Annotated in this window: 16 protein-coding genes and 1 pseudogene; 9 read left to right on the top strand and 8 right to left on the bottom strand. The window is 60.7% G+C overall.

Annotated elements, in window-relative coordinates; translation table 11 throughout:
* Together KDL09_RS14245 and KDL09_RS14250 are read left to right on the top strand one after the other, a co-directional pair.
* Positions 1–347, top strand: a pseudogene (locus tag KDL09_RS14245) (hypothetical protein); the annotation flags it as partial.
* 19 nt (positions 348–366) lie between these two features.
* Positions 367–1,044, top strand: a complete 678-nt coding sequence (locus KDL09_RS14250; protein ID WP_294386314.1) for a histidine phosphatase family protein — start codon at positions 367–369, stop codon at positions 1,042–1,044.
* Positions 1,045–1,053: 9 nt separating this feature from the next.
* On the opposite strand, the gene KDL09_RS14255 is transcribed toward KDL09_RS14250, so the two are convergent.
* Complete coding sequence (locus KDL09_RS14255) at positions 1,054–2,802, bottom strand: hypothetical protein (protein ID WP_294386318.1); 1,749 nt, start codon at positions 2,800–2,802, stop codon at positions 1,054–1,056.
* Positions 2,803–2,892: 90 nt separating this feature from the next.
* Between KDL09_RS14255 and KDL09_RS14260 the strand changes: the two genes are divergently transcribed.
* Positions 2,893–3,336, top strand: a complete 444-nt coding sequence (locus tag KDL09_RS14260; protein WP_294386320.1) for a YiiD C-terminal domain-containing protein — start codon at positions 2,893–2,895, stop codon at positions 3,334–3,336.
* Between the two features lie 23 nt (positions 3,337–3,359).
* Here KDL09_RS14260 and KDL09_RS14265 read toward each other — a convergent pair whose 3' ends face one another.
* A complete protein-coding gene (locus tag KDL09_RS14265; protein ID WP_294386322.1) occupies positions 3,360–4,580 on the bottom strand; it encodes a hypothetical protein in 1,221 nt (406 codons plus the stop codon).
* Between the two features lie 112 nt (positions 4,581–4,692).
* On the opposite strand from KDL09_RS14265, the gene KDL09_RS14270 reads away from it, so the two are divergent.
* Positions 4,693–5,292 (top strand): hypothetical protein, encoded by a 600-nt coding sequence (locus tag KDL09_RS14270; RefSeq protein ID WP_294386324.1) that lies wholly within the window; start codon positions 4,693–4,695, stop codon positions 5,290–5,292.
* A 45-nt stretch (positions 5,293–5,337) separates the two neighbouring features.
* On the top strand, positions 5,338–6,522 hold the full coding sequence (locus KDL09_RS14275) for a Gfo/Idh/MocA family oxidoreductase (RefSeq protein WP_294386325.1): 1,185 nt from the start codon (positions 5,338–5,340) through the stop codon (positions 6,520–6,522).
* On the opposite strand, the gene KDL09_RS14280 is transcribed toward KDL09_RS14275, so the two are convergent.
* Both KDL09_RS14280 and tsaA read right to left on the bottom strand, forming a co-directional pair.
* Positions 6,519–7,391 (bottom strand): phosphotransferase, encoded by an 873-nt coding sequence (locus KDL09_RS14280; protein WP_294386328.1) that lies wholly within the window; start codon positions 7,389–7,391, stop codon positions 6,519–6,521. The genes KDL09_RS14275 and KDL09_RS14280 overlap by 4 nt on opposite strands.
* 21 nt (positions 7,392–7,412) lie before the next feature.
* Positions 7,413–8,087 carry a tRNA (N6-threonylcarbamoyladenosine(37)-N6)-methyltransferase TrmO gene (gene tsaA / locus KDL09_RS14285; RefSeq protein WP_294386331.1) on the bottom strand — a complete coding sequence of 225 codons (675 nt, stop codon included), beginning with the start codon at positions 8,085–8,087 and terminating at the stop codon, positions 7,413–7,415.
* Between the two features lie 79 nt (positions 8,088–8,166).
* On the opposite strand from tsaA, the gene KDL09_RS14290 reads away from it, so the two are divergent.
* The gene (locus tag KDL09_RS14290) at positions 8,167–9,048 is read left to right on the top strand and encodes an alpha/beta hydrolase (protein WP_294386334.1); all 882 of its coding nucleotides are present in this window, start codon (positions 8,167–8,169) and stop codon (positions 9,046–9,048) included.
* A 12-nt stretch (positions 9,049–9,060) separates the two neighbouring features.
* Here the strand turns inward: KDL09_RS14290 and KDL09_RS14295 are convergent, their stop codons facing one another.
* The 3 genes from KDL09_RS14295 to KDL09_RS14305 form a co-directional block, all read right to left on the bottom strand.
* Positions 9,061–10,152 (bottom strand): hypothetical protein, encoded by a 1,092-nt coding sequence (locus KDL09_RS14295; protein WP_294386336.1) that lies wholly within the window; start codon positions 10,150–10,152, stop codon positions 9,061–9,063.
* A 98-nt stretch (positions 10,153–10,250) separates the two neighbouring features.
* The gene (locus KDL09_RS14300; protein ID WP_294386338.1) at positions 10,251–10,454 is read right to left on the bottom strand and encodes a hypothetical protein; all 204 of its coding nucleotides are present in this window, start codon (positions 10,452–10,454) and stop codon (positions 10,251–10,253) included.
* 45 nt (positions 10,455–10,499) lie between these two features.
* Positions 10,500–11,192 (bottom strand): hypothetical protein, encoded by a 693-nt coding sequence (locus tag KDL09_RS14305; protein ID WP_294386340.1) that lies wholly within the window; start codon positions 11,190–11,192, stop codon positions 10,500–10,502.
* A gap of 354 nt (positions 11,193–11,546) precedes the next feature.
* Between KDL09_RS14305 and KDL09_RS14310 the strand changes: the two genes are divergently transcribed.
* Positions 11,547–12,308: a glucose 1-dehydrogenase gene (locus KDL09_RS14310; protein WP_294386343.1), complete on the top strand. Its 762-nt coding sequence runs from the start codon at positions 11,547–11,549 to the stop codon at positions 12,306–12,308.
* Between the two features lie 111 nt (positions 12,309–12,419).
* Positions 12,420–13,295, top strand: coding sequence for a sugar phosphate isomerase/epimerase (locus KDL09_RS14315; protein WP_294386346.1), 876 nt, complete (start codon positions 12,420–12,422; stop codon positions 13,293–13,295).
* 32 nt (positions 13,296–13,327) lie between these two features.
* Here the strand turns inward: KDL09_RS14315 and KDL09_RS14320 are convergent, their stop codons facing one another.
* Entirely contained in the window at positions 13,328–13,753 is a 426-nt protein-coding gene (locus tag KDL09_RS14320; protein ID WP_294386349.1) for a hypothetical protein, read from the bottom strand.
* A 20-nt stretch (positions 13,754–13,773) separates the two neighbouring features.
* On the opposite strand from KDL09_RS14320, the gene KDL09_RS14325 reads away from it, so the two are divergent.
* Entirely contained in the window at positions 13,774–14,007 is a 234-nt protein-coding gene (locus KDL09_RS14325; protein WP_294386351.1) for a hypothetical protein, read from the top strand.
* Positions 14,008–14,085 lie beyond the last annotated feature (78 nt).

A 14,085-nucleotide genomic window follows, 5' to 3' on the forward strand; every position in this document is an offset into this window, starting at 1 on the left:
TCAACAACACCACCAAAAACGAACCCGACATGCGCCGCGGCCGCATCGCGTATCGCACCGCCAAGCCCAGCACGTTCCCCGAGCTTTACTTCACCATCTACGAGCCGGACGCGACCTACGGTCCGATCATCGTGCGCGACAACATCTTCATCGTCGGCGACTCCGCGCCCGAAGAAGCCGTGACCTTCGCGCCGAACGGCCACGATTTGCAGTTCACGGGCAACACCTTCCAAAACAAGCCCGTGACCATCGTCGTCGATCCGACCTGCAAGAACGCACAGATCGAAAACAACGTGGGCGCGAAGACCGTCAACAAGCCGGTGGATTTCAATCACGGGCGGCGGTGATGTGTGCTATACCGAACGCATGGCTCTCACACGCATTTATCTGATTCGCCACGGCGCCACCATTCTGACAGCCGAGGACCGCTTCGCCGGCGCCACGGACGTGCCGCTCTCTGACACAGGCCGTGAACAGGCGTCACGCCTCGCGGAACGCCTGCGCGGTCTTCCGGTGACGGCGGTTTATGCGTCGCCGCTGGATCGCACGATGGAAACGGCGCGCATCCTTGCCCTGCCTCATCAATTAGAGGTGCGCCCTCGCGACGGGCTGCGTGAGATCTCCCATGGACACTGGGAGCAACTGACGCGCGGCGAGGTCGAGCAGAAGTTTCCGAACGAAGCTGCTGCATGGGATGAAGATCCTTTCACGTGTGCTCCAGAAGGCGGCGAAAGCGGACTGGCCGTGACCGCAAGGGCTCTTCCTGCTTTTCTCGACATCGTAAGACAGCACGAAGGCGAGTCGGTGATCGTCGTCTCGCACAAGGCGACCATTCGCCTCCTGCTCAGTTCCCTGCTCGGGTTCGATCCACGAAAGTTCCGGGACAATCTGGATCAGAACCCGGCCGCGCTGAACGTGGTCGATTTCAAAGATCCGGTGCGTGCCCGTTTGATGCTGTTCAACGACACCTCGCATTACTCCGAGGACACGCTGATCAAGCCGGACACGCCCAAGGCCTGCCTCTCGAGCTGGTGGGCCAAATGAACTGCGACGTTATTTCTTTGGCGCGGTTTCTTTGAACTTCACCAACATCGCCTGGACCTTTTTGCGCAGTTCGATGGCCTCGGCGCTCTTGCGGTCCATGCCGGCAAGTTTGGCATTCAGCGCCTTGATCTCGGTGGCGAGAGCGCGGCGTTCCTCCAATTCTTTGGCGGCCTGCGTGGGCGGCGGAGCAGCCTCCACATCTTCCCAGTCGTCGGAGCGGAAGACGGAGGCGGGAAGGCCTTCGCTGTTCACGAGATTTGCGCCTTCTGGATTCGCGGCCCAGGCATAACGCACGGCGACGGGTTCCTTCACCTCGGCGCTGCTCACCAGCACGCTGTCGTTGCCGTCGATTTTGGCATCGGCCCAGTGCCATACTTTGTCTGCTCCAGCGATTTCAAAGCGCTTCAGTGACCCGCCGTCGCGTGCTTTGAGTCCGCTGCCGGCCTGGTCAAAGGTGACGCGGATTGCGCCGTCCTTCACCGCACTCGATTTGAACAACGGACCGCTGTAAACCAGATCGCGTCCGTAGTCCTTCGCCAGTGCCCAGCGTGCAAGACGTTCGCCCGGCGACTTCTTGTCCTTCGGGTGGATGTCGTTTGCTTCGCCCACGTCGTTGATGATCGCCATGCCGGTCTTCGGCGTGGAGGTCAGGATGTGACGCATGCGATCCTGCAGCAGCGCCCATGGATCCGGCGTGCCGGGGGCGGTGGACGGCGCATGAAAATTGGCGAGTTGCACAAAGTAGAACGAGAAGTCGTCGCCCCAGCGCTGGCGCCAGTCACGGATCATCAGAGGCAGCGTCTGGTCATATGGCACCGCTCCGGCCTTCGCATTGCCTTCGCCCTGATACCAGATCGCCCCGCGCATCGTGTAACCGGCAAACGGATTGATCATCGCATTGAACAGCACGCCCGGCCGGCCTTCGGTTTCGAGCGGCGGCTTGGGTTCGGCCGGCTTTTTGGGCAGACGTTTGCGCTCTTCAGCGGATTTGCCCTTCGCGGCAGCCATCGTCGCCTTCCATTTCTCCAACTGGGCTTCGTAGTTCGCTTTCGCCTTGGCCGGATCATACGTGGCCGCTTCCTCCATCAATTTGTCCACCATCGCCTTCGTCCCGGGCAGGGTGTTCAGCGCTTCGCGACTGGTAAACGTTTCCACCGGCTTTCCGCCCCAGCAGGTCTTGAGGACGCCGACGGGCACGCCGAGTTCCTGATGCAGTTTCAACGCAAAGAAAAACGCCACGGCCGAATAATTCGGAACCGTGTCCGGGCTGCACAGCGACCACTCGCCCTCGATGTCAGCCTGAGGCTTCTCAGCGGTCACCAGCGGCGCATTGAACATGCGCAGGCCCGGATGATTCGCCTTGGTCATCAGCTCCGCATAGGCAGGCGAACGATTCATCGTGTAAAACATGTTCGACTGCCCCGAGGCCAGCCAGACCTCCCCGACGAGCACGTCTTTGATCGTCGCGCTGTCGGCACCGGCTTTAATCGTCAGTTCTGCGCCCGTTGCATCCGCAACGCCCGTCGGGATCGCGGTGCGCCAGTGTCCTTGGTCGTCCGCTTTGGCAGAGGCGGTCTGGCCTTTAAAGGTCACCGTCACCTCGGATTTCGGCGTCGCCGTGCCCCAGATGGCCGCATCGCGCTCGCGCTGCAGCACCATGTGGTCGCCGAAGAAATGCGGCAAAGTAAGCTCGGCGAACACGCTGCCCGGCAGGCAGATGCAAACGACAACGGCGAAGATATGCAGGAGAGATTTCATGGTGATCGGTGCCATGAGAACGACAAGGAGCCCCCGGCCTATCGCGAAGATCGTTGCGAGACCGCCCCGCATCCCGACAGTCGGCATCAAATGAACTCCGACATCCTGAGAGACACCGAACGATTTCTCCACGAGCAGATCCCGCTCACCAAAGCCATGGGCGTGACTCTGGAGAGCTACGACGGAACTCAGCTCGTCGTGACCGCACCGCTGGAGCCCAATCACAATCATCTCGGAACGGCGTTTGGCGGCAGCCTCAGCGCCCTGACCACATTGACGGGCTACGCGATGCTATGGCTGCAGCTCGGCGACCGCGATGCTCACATCGTCATTCGCGAGAGCACCATTCGTTACCGGCGTCCGGTGTGCGGAGTGCTCCGCGCTGTCTGCGAACGCCCCGACGAAAACACGTTGATAGAATTTCGCTCAACCTTTGCCACAACAGGCAAGGCCCACATCACGCTGCAGGTGCGTGTCGAACACGCAGATCAGACCTGCGTGACGTTCCAAGGTGACTTTGTGGCGTTGCGCTAGTCAGATCGTCACAGCGTCGGACATCACTTGGACTCTCCCGAAGCGATGGGCATGATGCCCAGTTCGCGTGCCGCGGCGATGGGAATGACCTGGTAGGCGGAGCCGTCTTCGTCGAACTCTGCACCGTGTTCAGAAAAGACCTGCGACGCAACGTCGATGGCACCGCCAAATGTGGCGGCGCTCGACTCGCCTTCTTTCTGAGCCACTTTGGCCCGTGTTTTCGCGGGCAGGTTTTTGAGTTCGGCGACCGGCTTTAGGTCTGTGGACCCCAGCATCGTGGTTTCGAGTCCGATCACGGTGCGTTCGTCATCCGAAGCGGCAACGTCGAGTTCGCCATCAGGATCAAGATCGAAGCACACGAAGCAATGGCCCGGCACCAAAACGAGCCCACAGTTGATGCTGATCTTGGTGAGGATGGAGGCGAAGATGACGCTCCCGTCCACGCAGTTTGCCTGCGTGGCCTTGATGCTGTCGTCCAGAAATCTCACCGTCTGCGCCGCGGCAAACTTGCTCTTTGGCGTGTTCGTAATGTCGCTGTACTTCATTCCATGACGCTGCAGGACATGCCAGATCGCAAACACCTGGGCGATCACCTTCTCCGGATCCTTGCTCTGATAGCCGTCGAAGGAATCCACCAGCTTCGCATCCAACGCCTCTTTGAGGATGCTGTCGATCCACGGGTGGTTCTCATTCACATAGGCGGCAAACATCCATGACAGGTCGTCCGCGGTCGCCTCGTCGCCCTCGCCGAATATCACGGCGAAAGGACACTCGTTGATGCTGCGCAATGTCACGACCTCGTTTTGTTCCGGCATCTGTTTGCCGTTGAGAGTCACTTTCACACTCAGATTCGCAGGCTTCTGCTGCCTCACCGCACGCAAGGCGTCAAAGTCGAAGACCCCTTTGGGCATCACGATGACCTCTTCTTCGTCATCCTCGACGACCACTTCCACCTTGGATGTTTTGAGCCAGCCTTCACCGGTGACCTCCACTTTGACCTTCGAACCGGCGGGCACATCCAGCAGTCGCGCACCGACCCAGCCGTTTCGGTCTCCGAGCACCGGAATCGCATCTTCACCTTCCTCCTCGCCATCGGCATTCCAGTCCACCAGTGCGGTGGCAATGATGGCGCTCGGATAGATGTCCGTTCCTGTGTAGGACCAGGCCTCGACCTCGGTCTTGGCGGGAGCGAAAGGCACGGAGACAAGCAGCAGCGCAACAGCGAGGAATGATCGAGTTTTCATGAGGGTATGCCCATTTAGGAGGGAAAAGGTGATCTTTGCAAGGAACAGCGCCGCCCGATAAAACATCCGACATTGACCAACCGCTCCGGCCCCGCACCGTAAATGCAACGCCATGCCCACCTGCCGCACCACGCTTCTGTCCCTCAGCCTGCTGCTGATCAGCACCCTCGTCGGCCACGCCGACCAGTTCGTGCTCTTCGATGTAACCTTCGCCTTCACACACGAAGACGCATTGAATTCGAAGCCGAGCCAGTCGCATTACTACGTCAAAAGCGACCGGTTGAATCCCGAGCGCCCGAAGGACTGGACGGCGCCAGTCGATTATCGCAACGGCACGGTGCACCTGCGCCTCGAAGTGCTCGAAAAGCCCGTCGGCGACCAGCCCACGTCGTGGAGCGTCTGCTACATCCCCTACAAAGGTCAAAACCACGGCTACGGCTGCATCGGCACCGGCGCGTATTTGAAGACCGGCGTGATCGAAAAGGATCTCGACATGACGAAGTTCTGGCAGAATGACGACATCGTCTGGAGCCAGGGCATCAAGGAAATGCACCTCGTGCTCAAGGACGATCACAACCTGCATGCGCACAAGCTTCCCGATCCCGAAAGGTTCTTCCCCACCAAGGTGCGCATGACGCTGATTCAGGTGTCCAAAGGCGCGACATATGATCCGAAACTGGTGCCGGGGCTGACGACGATGGCGGACAAATGACCGCCGAGGCAAAGAAGCGGTGAAGCGGCAACGTTCGTCTTCACCATGAAGGCCACCAACCGACGCCAACTTCTCCTCGGCGGAACCGCATGGGCTGCCAAACGGGTTCTTCGAGCCGCCAACACTCCACGTCTCAAGGCGGCCATCATCGGTCACACCGGTGCGGGTGATTACGGCCACGGCATTGAGCGCATCTTCGCCGGACTGTCGGATGTTTCCGTCGTCTGCGTGGCTGATCCTGACGAAGCAGGACGCACCAAGGCCAAAGCAGCGAGTGGTGCGGCGCGCGATTATGCGGACTACCGCCTGATGCTCGAGAAAGAGAAGCCGGACCTCGTGGCCATCGCGCCGCGCTGGGCCACGGAGCATCATGCGATGTCGATGGCCGCGCTGGAATCAGGTGCGCATTTGTATCTCGAGAAGCCGTTCACGATCACGCTGGCGGAAGCCGATGACATTCTGCGGCTTGCGAAGCAGAAGCAGCGTCGTGTGGCCGTGGCTCACGTCACCCGCATGGCACCGACGGTGCGGCGATTGGAGCAGGCGTTGCGTGAAGGACTCATCGGCGAGGTGCTCGAAATTCATACCGTGGGCAAGATGGAATCACGCGCCGGCGGTCAGGACATGATGGTGCTGGGACTGCACGTGTTTGACCTCGCGCGTCTCTTCGGCGGCGAAGTGCAGTGGTGTCAGGCAGGCATTCGAACCAAAGGCAGGCCCGCGACCCTTGCCGATGCGATGGAATCTCCCACGGACAAAGTCGGGCCGGTGGTCGGCGACGACATCTTCGCGACTTTTGCGATGGATTCCGGCGTGAACGTCACCTTCCGCAGCCGTGCCGGCTTGGAAAAAGCCGCGGGTCCGTTTGGCATGGAGATCATCGGCACAAAGGGCATCGTGCGGCTCAATTCTGGCTACGCGCCTACGATCTCAATCCTGAGCGATCCCAATCGCGCTTCGACCACGCGCACGGAACGCTGGACGAACTGGACCGGCGGGATCGATCCGGCCTCGGAAGCGACGTTTGAAGGACTCCTGGGTTATGATGCCTCGCATCGTCGTGTCGTGCGTGACTGGTTGAGTGCCATCGAGGAAAGCCGTGAGCCGCTCGGTTCGGGTGAACGTGCGATGAAAGCGATCGAGATGGCGCACGGTGTGTTCCAAGCAGGCATCACCGGGCAGCGAGTCGAGTTCCCGCTCGCCAAGCGCACGCATCCGCTTGCGACTTAGGCCACGACGGCGCGTTCGAGCCACTCAATTCGCCGCTGGAGTTTCGCCTTTCGCTCCGTGTTCGGATTCGGATACAAGATCGGATACCACGCCGTCATCACTGCTGCGCGAGCGATGAGACTTTGCTGCAAGGCATGTTCGTCGACGTGGCCTCCGGCTTCGCGATAAGAGTCGAGGATCGCATTTACGGTGGCGTGATCTTTGTCGAGGATTTGTGCGTTCCATATGATCGAGGCCACATCCCACTCCGCGGGGCCGGAGAACGTGTCCTCCCAGTCGGTCCACAGCAGACCACGGGTGGTGTTCATGAGATTGCCAAAGTGCGCATCACCGTGCAGCGGTTGATGCGGATATTGATTCAGAACATCGATCGAATGCGTCAGATGATCGCGCAGCATCTGCTGTGTCGCGGCGGGAAAGAGCGGACGATCATCGAGAATGGACAGGCTCTCGGTGATGATGGCCAGCTTCGGCAGAGGCTCGCAGAAGCTGCGCATGATGTCGTGACACTGCAGCAGCGTGCATCCGATCTCGTGCGAGTCGGGTTCGCTGTCGATGCGTGTGACGAACTCCCAGAAGTTGATCGGATAGCCGAGATGCTCATGCGGTCCGGGCGGCAGATCCGGATGCAGTGGAATCACCGGCGCGCCATGACGCGTGAGATGTACTGCAATGGCATTCTCACGCGCAAACCACTCGGTGCCCTGACGCGGTCCGTCGCGATCCTGCACCACTCGTGCGACGAGCGACTCGGTAAGTCGCAGCACCAGCGTGCTGCCGTTTTGCAAAATGTCACACCGATCCGGATGAATGCCGTGGGCAATGGCGGTTTCCGTGGCGGCGCGAATGGGGAGATCGAGAGATGACATGAACTGTTGCTTCTTTTCCCGTCACCCGACGAATTCACAACTCTTCACCGTTGCGCCTTCATCGCGTGCAACCCACTTCACCCGCCAGCCGGCGATCTCGGTGGCGTATTGGCGGTCGTTGTCGTCGTGATACGCAGGTTGCGGCTGAAGAGCGAGTGATTGGTCGATGACGATGCGTACCTCATCCGGCACGGCACTCTCGCAGTCCCAATGCACCGGCGTTTGCGGCGGTGCCTCGCCTGCGAATCCACTGCGCGCATCGGGGATCGAGTCCGCGTAGCGAATGTAGGGTTTGATGTCGAACACGGGCGTGCCATCGACGAGATCGACACCCGAGACGAATAGAAGCGGCGCGAGATCGCCTTCGAGCTCCACGCGATCCAGTTTCACCACGCTCAGCGTGAGCCGGTTTGGCCGAAACGGCGAACGCGTGGCAAACACACCACGCTTCTCATTTCCACCGAGTCGCGGAGGTCGCACCGTGAGCGAGGTCGGTTCCTCTTTCACCAGATGAAACTGCGTGATGAGCCACAGATGGCTGAACTCCTCAATGCCGCGCACGGCCTCCACACGACGATACGCGGGCTCGAACTCGATGATGCCCCAGGCGCCGGGCACGAGTCCGGACTGGCGCGGCACGCCGAACTTGTCGGTGTAGCAGGTGCGCAGCGTGGCGATGGGAGTAATCGAAGGCATGCGGGAAGTAGGCCGGAGGCAACCCGACGACAAGGCAGGTCTTGTGGAAATCTGCGGCCCTTGGTGACGTTGTCGAGGGATGCGTCACCTTCCACTGCTCAAGTTCTTCTCCATCCCGGCCGCCATCGCCCTGCTGTTCACCTCCACCTCCTTCCAAGCTGCCGAACCCACCAAGGCGGACATCGTCGTCGCGACCGTGGACGGTCATGAGTTGAAGCTGGACCTGTATCTGCCAAAGGACGTGAAGAATCCGCCGCTCGTCGTGTTCATTCACGGCGGAAGCTGGCGAGCCAACTCCTACAAGAAGTGCTCCACGCCCTGGCTCACTGATTACGGCTTCGCCGTCGCGAGCATCAGCTATCGCTTTTCCCAGATGGCCGTGTTTCCCGCGCAGATTCATGACTGCAAAGCCGCGGTGCGCTGGCTGCGGGCGCATGCCGGCGAGTTTGGTTACGATGCCACGAAGATCGGCGTGGCCGGCTCCTCGGCGGGCGGTCATCTCGCTTTGATGCTGGGAACCACGGGCGGTGTGGCGGAATACGAAGGCACGGTGGGCGGCAACCTGGATCAAAGCTCCGCCGTGCAGGCCGTGGTGGATTACTATGGGCCGACGGACTTCATCCTGCGCTCGCAGAACCAGCCCGCGAAGACGGAGAACGAAGACTCGCCAGTGCGGCAGTTGATCGGCGGGCCGGTGAAGGAGAATCAAGAACGTGCCCGCTTTGCGAGTCCAGTCTTTCAGGTCGGCAAAGGCGATGCGCCTCTGCTGATCATCCACGGCGACAAGGATACGACCGTTTATCTCGACCAGTCGCAGCGCATCGAGAAGGCCTATCAGGAGGCCAGTCTCGAGGTGGCCCTGCAGGTCGTCCCCGGCGGCAAGCACGGCGGCGATGCGCACTTCACGCCGGAACTTCGCGAGAAGGTGGCACAGTTCTTCAAGAAGCACCTGACGCCCTGAAATGCGCGCGTCTCACACCAGACACCACGTCAGCTCGATGCCCATGCCGAGCGGCAGCGGAGTCACAGGGCCGGCGGGTGTTTCGAGCAAGTGTGTTGGTGATGCGGCCTTCTCCATCTGGAAGCGTTGCGACGAAGCCGGGAAGCCGTAGAAAGCCGGGCCGTTGAGACAGAGGAAGCGTTCGAAGAGGTCTTTGCCTTCGGGCGAAGCCAGATCGACACCGGCGTCTTCAAACGCCATCGCGTAAAGCTGCGGAGCGCAACCGCCGGTGAAGCAGCCCGCCGCACAACCGCACGCGGTGGCCTTTGTCGTGTGCGGAGCGCTGTCGGTGCCGGCGAAGAACTTCGTTTGGCCTGTTTTCGTCACCGCGATTCGAAGCGCGGCACGATCATCCTGAAACTTCACGATGGGCAGGCAGTAGAGATGGTATTTGAGCCCCTGAATCAGATGCCCCAGCGTGTAGAGCAGGTGCTGCGGCGTGATTGTGGCGCCAACGTGATCCGGAGCTCCCGCCACAAACTCAGCCGCCGTGCGCGTGGTGATGTGCTCGCACACGATGCGCAGTTTTGGATGCGCGGCGACGAGGCGCGGCATGCGCTCCTTGTAGAACCGTGTCTCCGCATTGTGCTGCGCGTCGATGTAGTCCGGGCCGCTCAACGCATGCTGCTCGCCGTGAATGCACAGCACGATGCCGTGCTCCTCCATCGCGCGGAAAACCTCGCCACCGATCAAATCATCCATCGGCATGCCGTGCTCCGAATTCGTCGTGCCATGCGGCGGGTAGTATTTGCAGGCGCGCAGCAGTCCGGAGGCTGCGCCTTCACGAATCATCGCCGCCGTGGTCTGCCGCGTGATGTAGAGTGGCACGATGAGTTGCTCAAAGGCATCTGCTCCCGCCGCACGCAGCTCCGCCGAGTAGCTCTCAATGCTCCAGCCATCCGCCTGCGCCGCACCGCTCACACGCGACACCGGCGGCTGCGTGTTTGGCATTGCCAAAGCGCCCGCGCAGCCCATGTCGAGGTGCGCCTGGACGTAGGACGGCATCGCCGGGCCTTGGCGAAAGTGCGTGTGAAGGTCGAACCACTTGGGAAGCGTGAGGGTCATGCGCTTCTGTTAGCGTGGGTCAATCGATGGGGCAAGAAGCCAGAGCGCCTGCCTTGATCTCACCGTGACAACGAATGCCCATTCGACAACGCGGGTCGTTACCTTCCCTTCGTCTTCATCGACATGATGCTCGTGCCATGCGTGATCCAGCCGCCGCTGCCGCCGGTGATGATACGGCGCACGGGTTCGCCGGTCTGCGGATCGGTCGTCAACGCCGGATCGCTTATCTTCTGCTGCACCTCGAAACGGCGCGGCTCTTCTTCCGGATTCGCGGGGATGGTTTCGTAAACGTAGGTGGGCATGGCGATGGTGGACGGGTTGAGAAAGGAATCGTGTGACCTCGAAAATCAAGGCCGGAAAAACTGCCGCGAGCCGCCCTTGGCCTCGGCTGTCTCCCAGCGGGTGGTTTCGCGGAAGTCGGAAATCCAACGGCTGCCGTCATACATGGCGATGTGGCCGTCCTTGCCGACTCCTGCGCCAGGCTGGACGACAACGATGTCCCCTTTCTGCGGCTTGTAGCCCTCTGCGGTCAGGCCGACAAATCCTCTGTTCTTCAAATAGGCACCATACGCGCCGGCCTTCTCTGGATGCCCCTTGCCATCAATGCCACCAGCTTCCAGGGCGCGCTGCACATGAAGCGCGCAATAACCGACGGGGGCATCGCCCGCCTGGACTGCCAACGCAGCGGCAGCCTCAGTCACGCGGAGCCCCGAAGTGCCCGTGGCAGGCACCGCAGCATTGCGCACCACAAAGCTGCCGGCTTTGGCTCCCTGCTTCGTCTGGAGCGTCCAGTTGCCTTTGATCGTCTCCCCCTCCAACGACGCGGTGAAAGCGCAGGCCTGTGGCGGCTCATCCAGCAGTTTGCCGCCGGAGGTCAGGCGGCTGGTGCGTGTGCCTGTGATGTTGCCGGTGGAAGGATCGAGAATTCCCTCGTAATGCGAACGCCAGCCAAAACCCAGATCGAAGATGGCGTTGGGTGTCTTGGGGTAATCAAAAGAGGAATCGCCGCTGACCTTGGTGCCATGGAGGGTGAGGGTCATGCGTGAGCGCCCATCAGAGGAATCGCTTCCTGTGAAGGTGCGCGCCGTTTCCTGCCCCCAGGCAGAACATATGATTCCCAACAGGGCCAGACCAGGCAGACTCCGGATCATCATGCCCATGGAACGCCGCTGATGCCGGGAACTTGCTCGTGCGCATCTGTTGTGGATAGGTCTGACCGACGAAGTGATGCAGCGAACCGACAACAATCTGGACGGGCCTCGCACGATTACCGTTATCAAAGCCAGCCAGCGCATCGGCACCGCCACACGCAAACCATTGAAGAGAGCGTTTCCCACGGTGATTCGAGGAAGAAGACGGTTGTGAACGAATCGAATTCTCGGCTATCTGGTGGCATGAGACTAGAAGGCAAGACCGCCATCATCACAGGCGCCGGATCAGGCATCGGAGGCGCGACCGTTCGGAAGTTCTTGGCCGAGGGAGCGCAGGTTCTCGCGACGGACGTCAACGAAACAGCTCTCGAATCTCTGGTTCGCGAATTCCCAGCCGTCGTCACTCGACCCGGCGATGTGAGCCGGCCCGATGACGCGGCGGCGATTGTGGCCGACGCCATGGCCAGATGGGGCCGGCTGGATGTTCTGGTGAATTCGGCGGGAATCACCGCCCGCAATGTGGCAGCGGACGCGAGTCTGGAAGAGCGTTGGGACAAGGTGATGGCCGTGAATGTGAAAGGTTCCATGCTCATGGCCCACGCGGCCGTTCCAGTCATGCGACAGTCGGGCGGCGGTGCCATCATCAACCTGAGTTCGGTCATGGGCTTCACCGGCTATCCGACGGCGCTCGAGTTTTCCGATGGTTTCAATCCCTACCCGAGCAGCAAAGGCGCGATCAGCCAGATGACCCGCGACATGGGCGTGCGCCTTGCCGCCGAAGGCATTCGCGTCAACGCCGTCGCTCCCGGTTTCGTCCACACCTCGCTCACGGCGAACGTCACGCGCAATCCCGAGATTCTGAACACACTCAACACCCTTCACCCCGCCGGACGCATGGGCACAGCGGACGAAGTGGCCAATGTCGTCGCCTTCCTCGCATCGGACGAAGCTTCCTTCGTCAACGGTGCCGTGTGGTTGGTGGACGGCGGCTACTCCGCGCAATAGAATTCCAGAAATCGGCGCGACGGCTTCATATACACCACTCCCCTCGCCTTCACTTCCTTGATTCTCACGAGTTCCACGCCCAAGTAGCCCTCATCTCAATCCAACCATCCCATGACACCCAACCCGCTCACACGTCGCAATTTCCTCGGCACCACTTTTGCCGCCGCCACAGGTCTCACGCTTCCACGGTTCGCTTCGGCGGCGGAGAAGCCGAACTCAGTCTTCAATGGAGTTCGCATCGGCTGCATCACGTACAGCTACCGTAGCATGGCGAAGACGGCCGATGAGACACTGAAGGCGTTGCTCGAGGACGGTCTCAGCGAGACGGAACTCATGGGCGGACCGATCCAGGACTTCGCGGGCATCAAAGGCAAGGCCACCGACACGGAGCGTGAGCAGCAGCTCGCGAAGTGCGCTGAACTGCGGAAGATGTTCAACGACGCGGGCGTGAACATTGGCATTCACAAGATGGGCTTCGGCCAGTCGGATGAGGAGATCGACTTCAGTTTCCTCGTGGCCAAGGCGCTGGGCTGCACCGGCGTGACCACGGAACGCAATGCCATCCTCGCCAAACGCGTCGCGCCGTTTGCGGACAAGCACAAGATCTGGGTCGGCTTCCACAATCACACGAACAACCTGCCCGAGATGGAATACCACGACCCGATTTTCGAGCTCGGCCAGTACATCGGCTTGAACCTCGACATCGGCCACTACGTCGCGGGTTCCAAAGGCAAGTCACCGATCCCCGTGCTGGAGAAGTATCACGACCGCATCGTGAACCTCCACCTCAAAGACCGCACCGCCGACGGCGGCAACCTGCCCTGGGGCCAGGGCCAGACCCCGATCAAGGAAGTGCTGCAGTTGATGAAAAAAGAGAAGTGGACCTTCCCCGCCGAGATTGAGCTGGAATACAAGATCCCCGAAGGCTCCGACGCCGTGAAGGAAGTGGCGAAGTGCGTGCAGTATTGCAAAGAGGCGCTGGCGTGAGCGTTGCTGACTCGGAGTTTGCAAATGCTCCATCAGATCGGTAGCATCGCGTGCCGATGATCCGGGCTGTTCTCGATACCAATGTCTTGCTTGCTGCGCTGCGGTCGCGGCAGGGAGCGTCGTTTGAGATCATCTCCCGCTATCGAAAAGGGGAGTTCGCCTTGCTGATCAGCAACACGGTGCTCTCGGAATAAGACGAAGTGCTCAAGCGCGAAGGACCTGGCTTCGGCTTGTTGCCTGCCATCGTGGATCGCTTCCTTGATGCCCTCTGTGCAGGTGCCGACTCGTTCCCGACCTCCAGCTTTTGGAAGCCTGCATTGCCGGACGCGGATGACGAAGCTTTTGCACAACTGGCGCTTGAGGCGAAGGTCGGCTATCTTGTCACGTTCAATCAGCGGCACTTCCCCGCCGACCGGCTGCCAGCCGTTCAGGTGGTGTCGCCGAGAGAGTTTCTTCAAGTCCTTCAATCCATCGTCCCATGACCATACAAGCCAACATCCCCGACTTCCTCATCCGTCAGGCGGCCGATGTCGCCAAGCGCGAGGGCACCAGCGTGGACTCCATCATCGCGATCGCGCTTTCGTCTCAAGTCACGGCCTGGCAGGTGCGCGATACCGTGGAGCAACGCGCCCATCGTGGCCGACTCTCAGACCTGGATGATATCCTCGCCGCCGTGCCGGATGTGCCGCCAGCGGCCGGGGATGAGAAGTGATTCTGTCATGATTTGAGGAGTGCCCCCGTTTCCCCGGTGCTGAAGTGCTCGGGACTGCGGATAAGGCGGTCGAATTAA

It is taken from the genome of Prosthecobacter sp. (genome assembly GCF_020439865.1).
Taxonomy (GTDB): Bacteria; Verrucomicrobiota; Verrucomicrobiia; order Verrucomicrobiales; family Verrucomicrobiaceae; genus Prosthecobacter.

What these genes read in the sequence shown, in the direction of transcription:
- KDL09_RS14250 (WP_294386314.1), top strand. Translation starts at nt 367, where the DNA reads ATGGCTCTCACACGCATTTATCTGATTCGCCACGGCGCCACCATTCTG.
- KDL09_RS14255 (WP_294386318.1), bottom strand. Translation starts at nt 2,802, where the DNA reads ATGAAATCTCTCCTGCATATCTTCGCCGTTGTCGTTTGCATCTGCCTG.
- KDL09_RS14260 (WP_294386320.1), top strand. Translation starts at nt 2,893, where the DNA reads ATGAACTCCGACATCCTGAGAGACACCGAACGATTTCTCCACGAGCAG.
- KDL09_RS14265 (WP_294386322.1), bottom strand. Translation starts at nt 4,580, where the DNA reads ATGAAAACTCGATCATTCCTCGCTGTTGCGCTGCTGCTTGTCTCCGTG.
- KDL09_RS14270 (WP_294386324.1), top strand. Translation starts at nt 4,693, where the DNA reads ATGCCCACCTGCCGCACCACGCTTCTGTCCCTCAGCCTGCTGCTGATC.
- KDL09_RS14275 (WP_294386325.1), top strand. Translation starts at nt 5,338, where the DNA reads ATGAAGGCCACCAACCGACGCCAACTTCTCCTCGGCGGAACCGCATGG.
- KDL09_RS14280 (WP_294386328.1), bottom strand. Translation starts at nt 7,391, where the DNA reads ATGTCATCTCTCGATCTCCCCATTCGCGCCGCCACGGAAACCGCCATT.
- tsaA (WP_294386331.1), bottom strand. Translation starts at nt 8,087, where the DNA reads ATGCCTTCGATTACTCCCATCGCCACGCTGCGCACCTGCTACACCGAC.
- KDL09_RS14290 (WP_294386334.1), top strand. Translation starts at nt 8,167, where the DNA reads ATGCGTCACCTTCCACTGCTCAAGTTCTTCTCCATCCCGGCCGCCATC.
- KDL09_RS14295 (WP_294386336.1), bottom strand. Translation starts at nt 10,152, where the DNA reads ATGACCCTCACGCTTCCCAAGTGGTTCGACCTTCACACGCACTTTCGC.
- KDL09_RS14300 (WP_294386338.1), bottom strand. Translation starts at nt 10,454, where the DNA reads ATGCCCACCTACGTTTACGAAACCATCCCCGCGAATCCGGAAGAAGAG.
- KDL09_RS14305 (WP_294386340.1), bottom strand. Translation starts at nt 11,192, where the DNA reads ATGACCCTCACCCTCCATGGCACCAAGGTCAGCGGCGATTCCTCTTTT.
- KDL09_RS14310 (WP_294386343.1), top strand. Translation starts at nt 11,547, where the DNA reads ATGAGACTAGAAGGCAAGACCGCCATCATCACAGGCGCCGGATCAGGC.
- KDL09_RS14315 (WP_294386346.1), top strand. Translation starts at nt 12,420, where the DNA reads ATGACACCCAACCCGCTCACACGTCGCAATTTCCTCGGCACCACTTTT.
- KDL09_RS14325 (WP_294386351.1), top strand. Translation starts at nt 13,774, where the DNA reads ATGACCATACAAGCCAACATCCCCGACTTCCTCATCCGTCAGGCGGCC.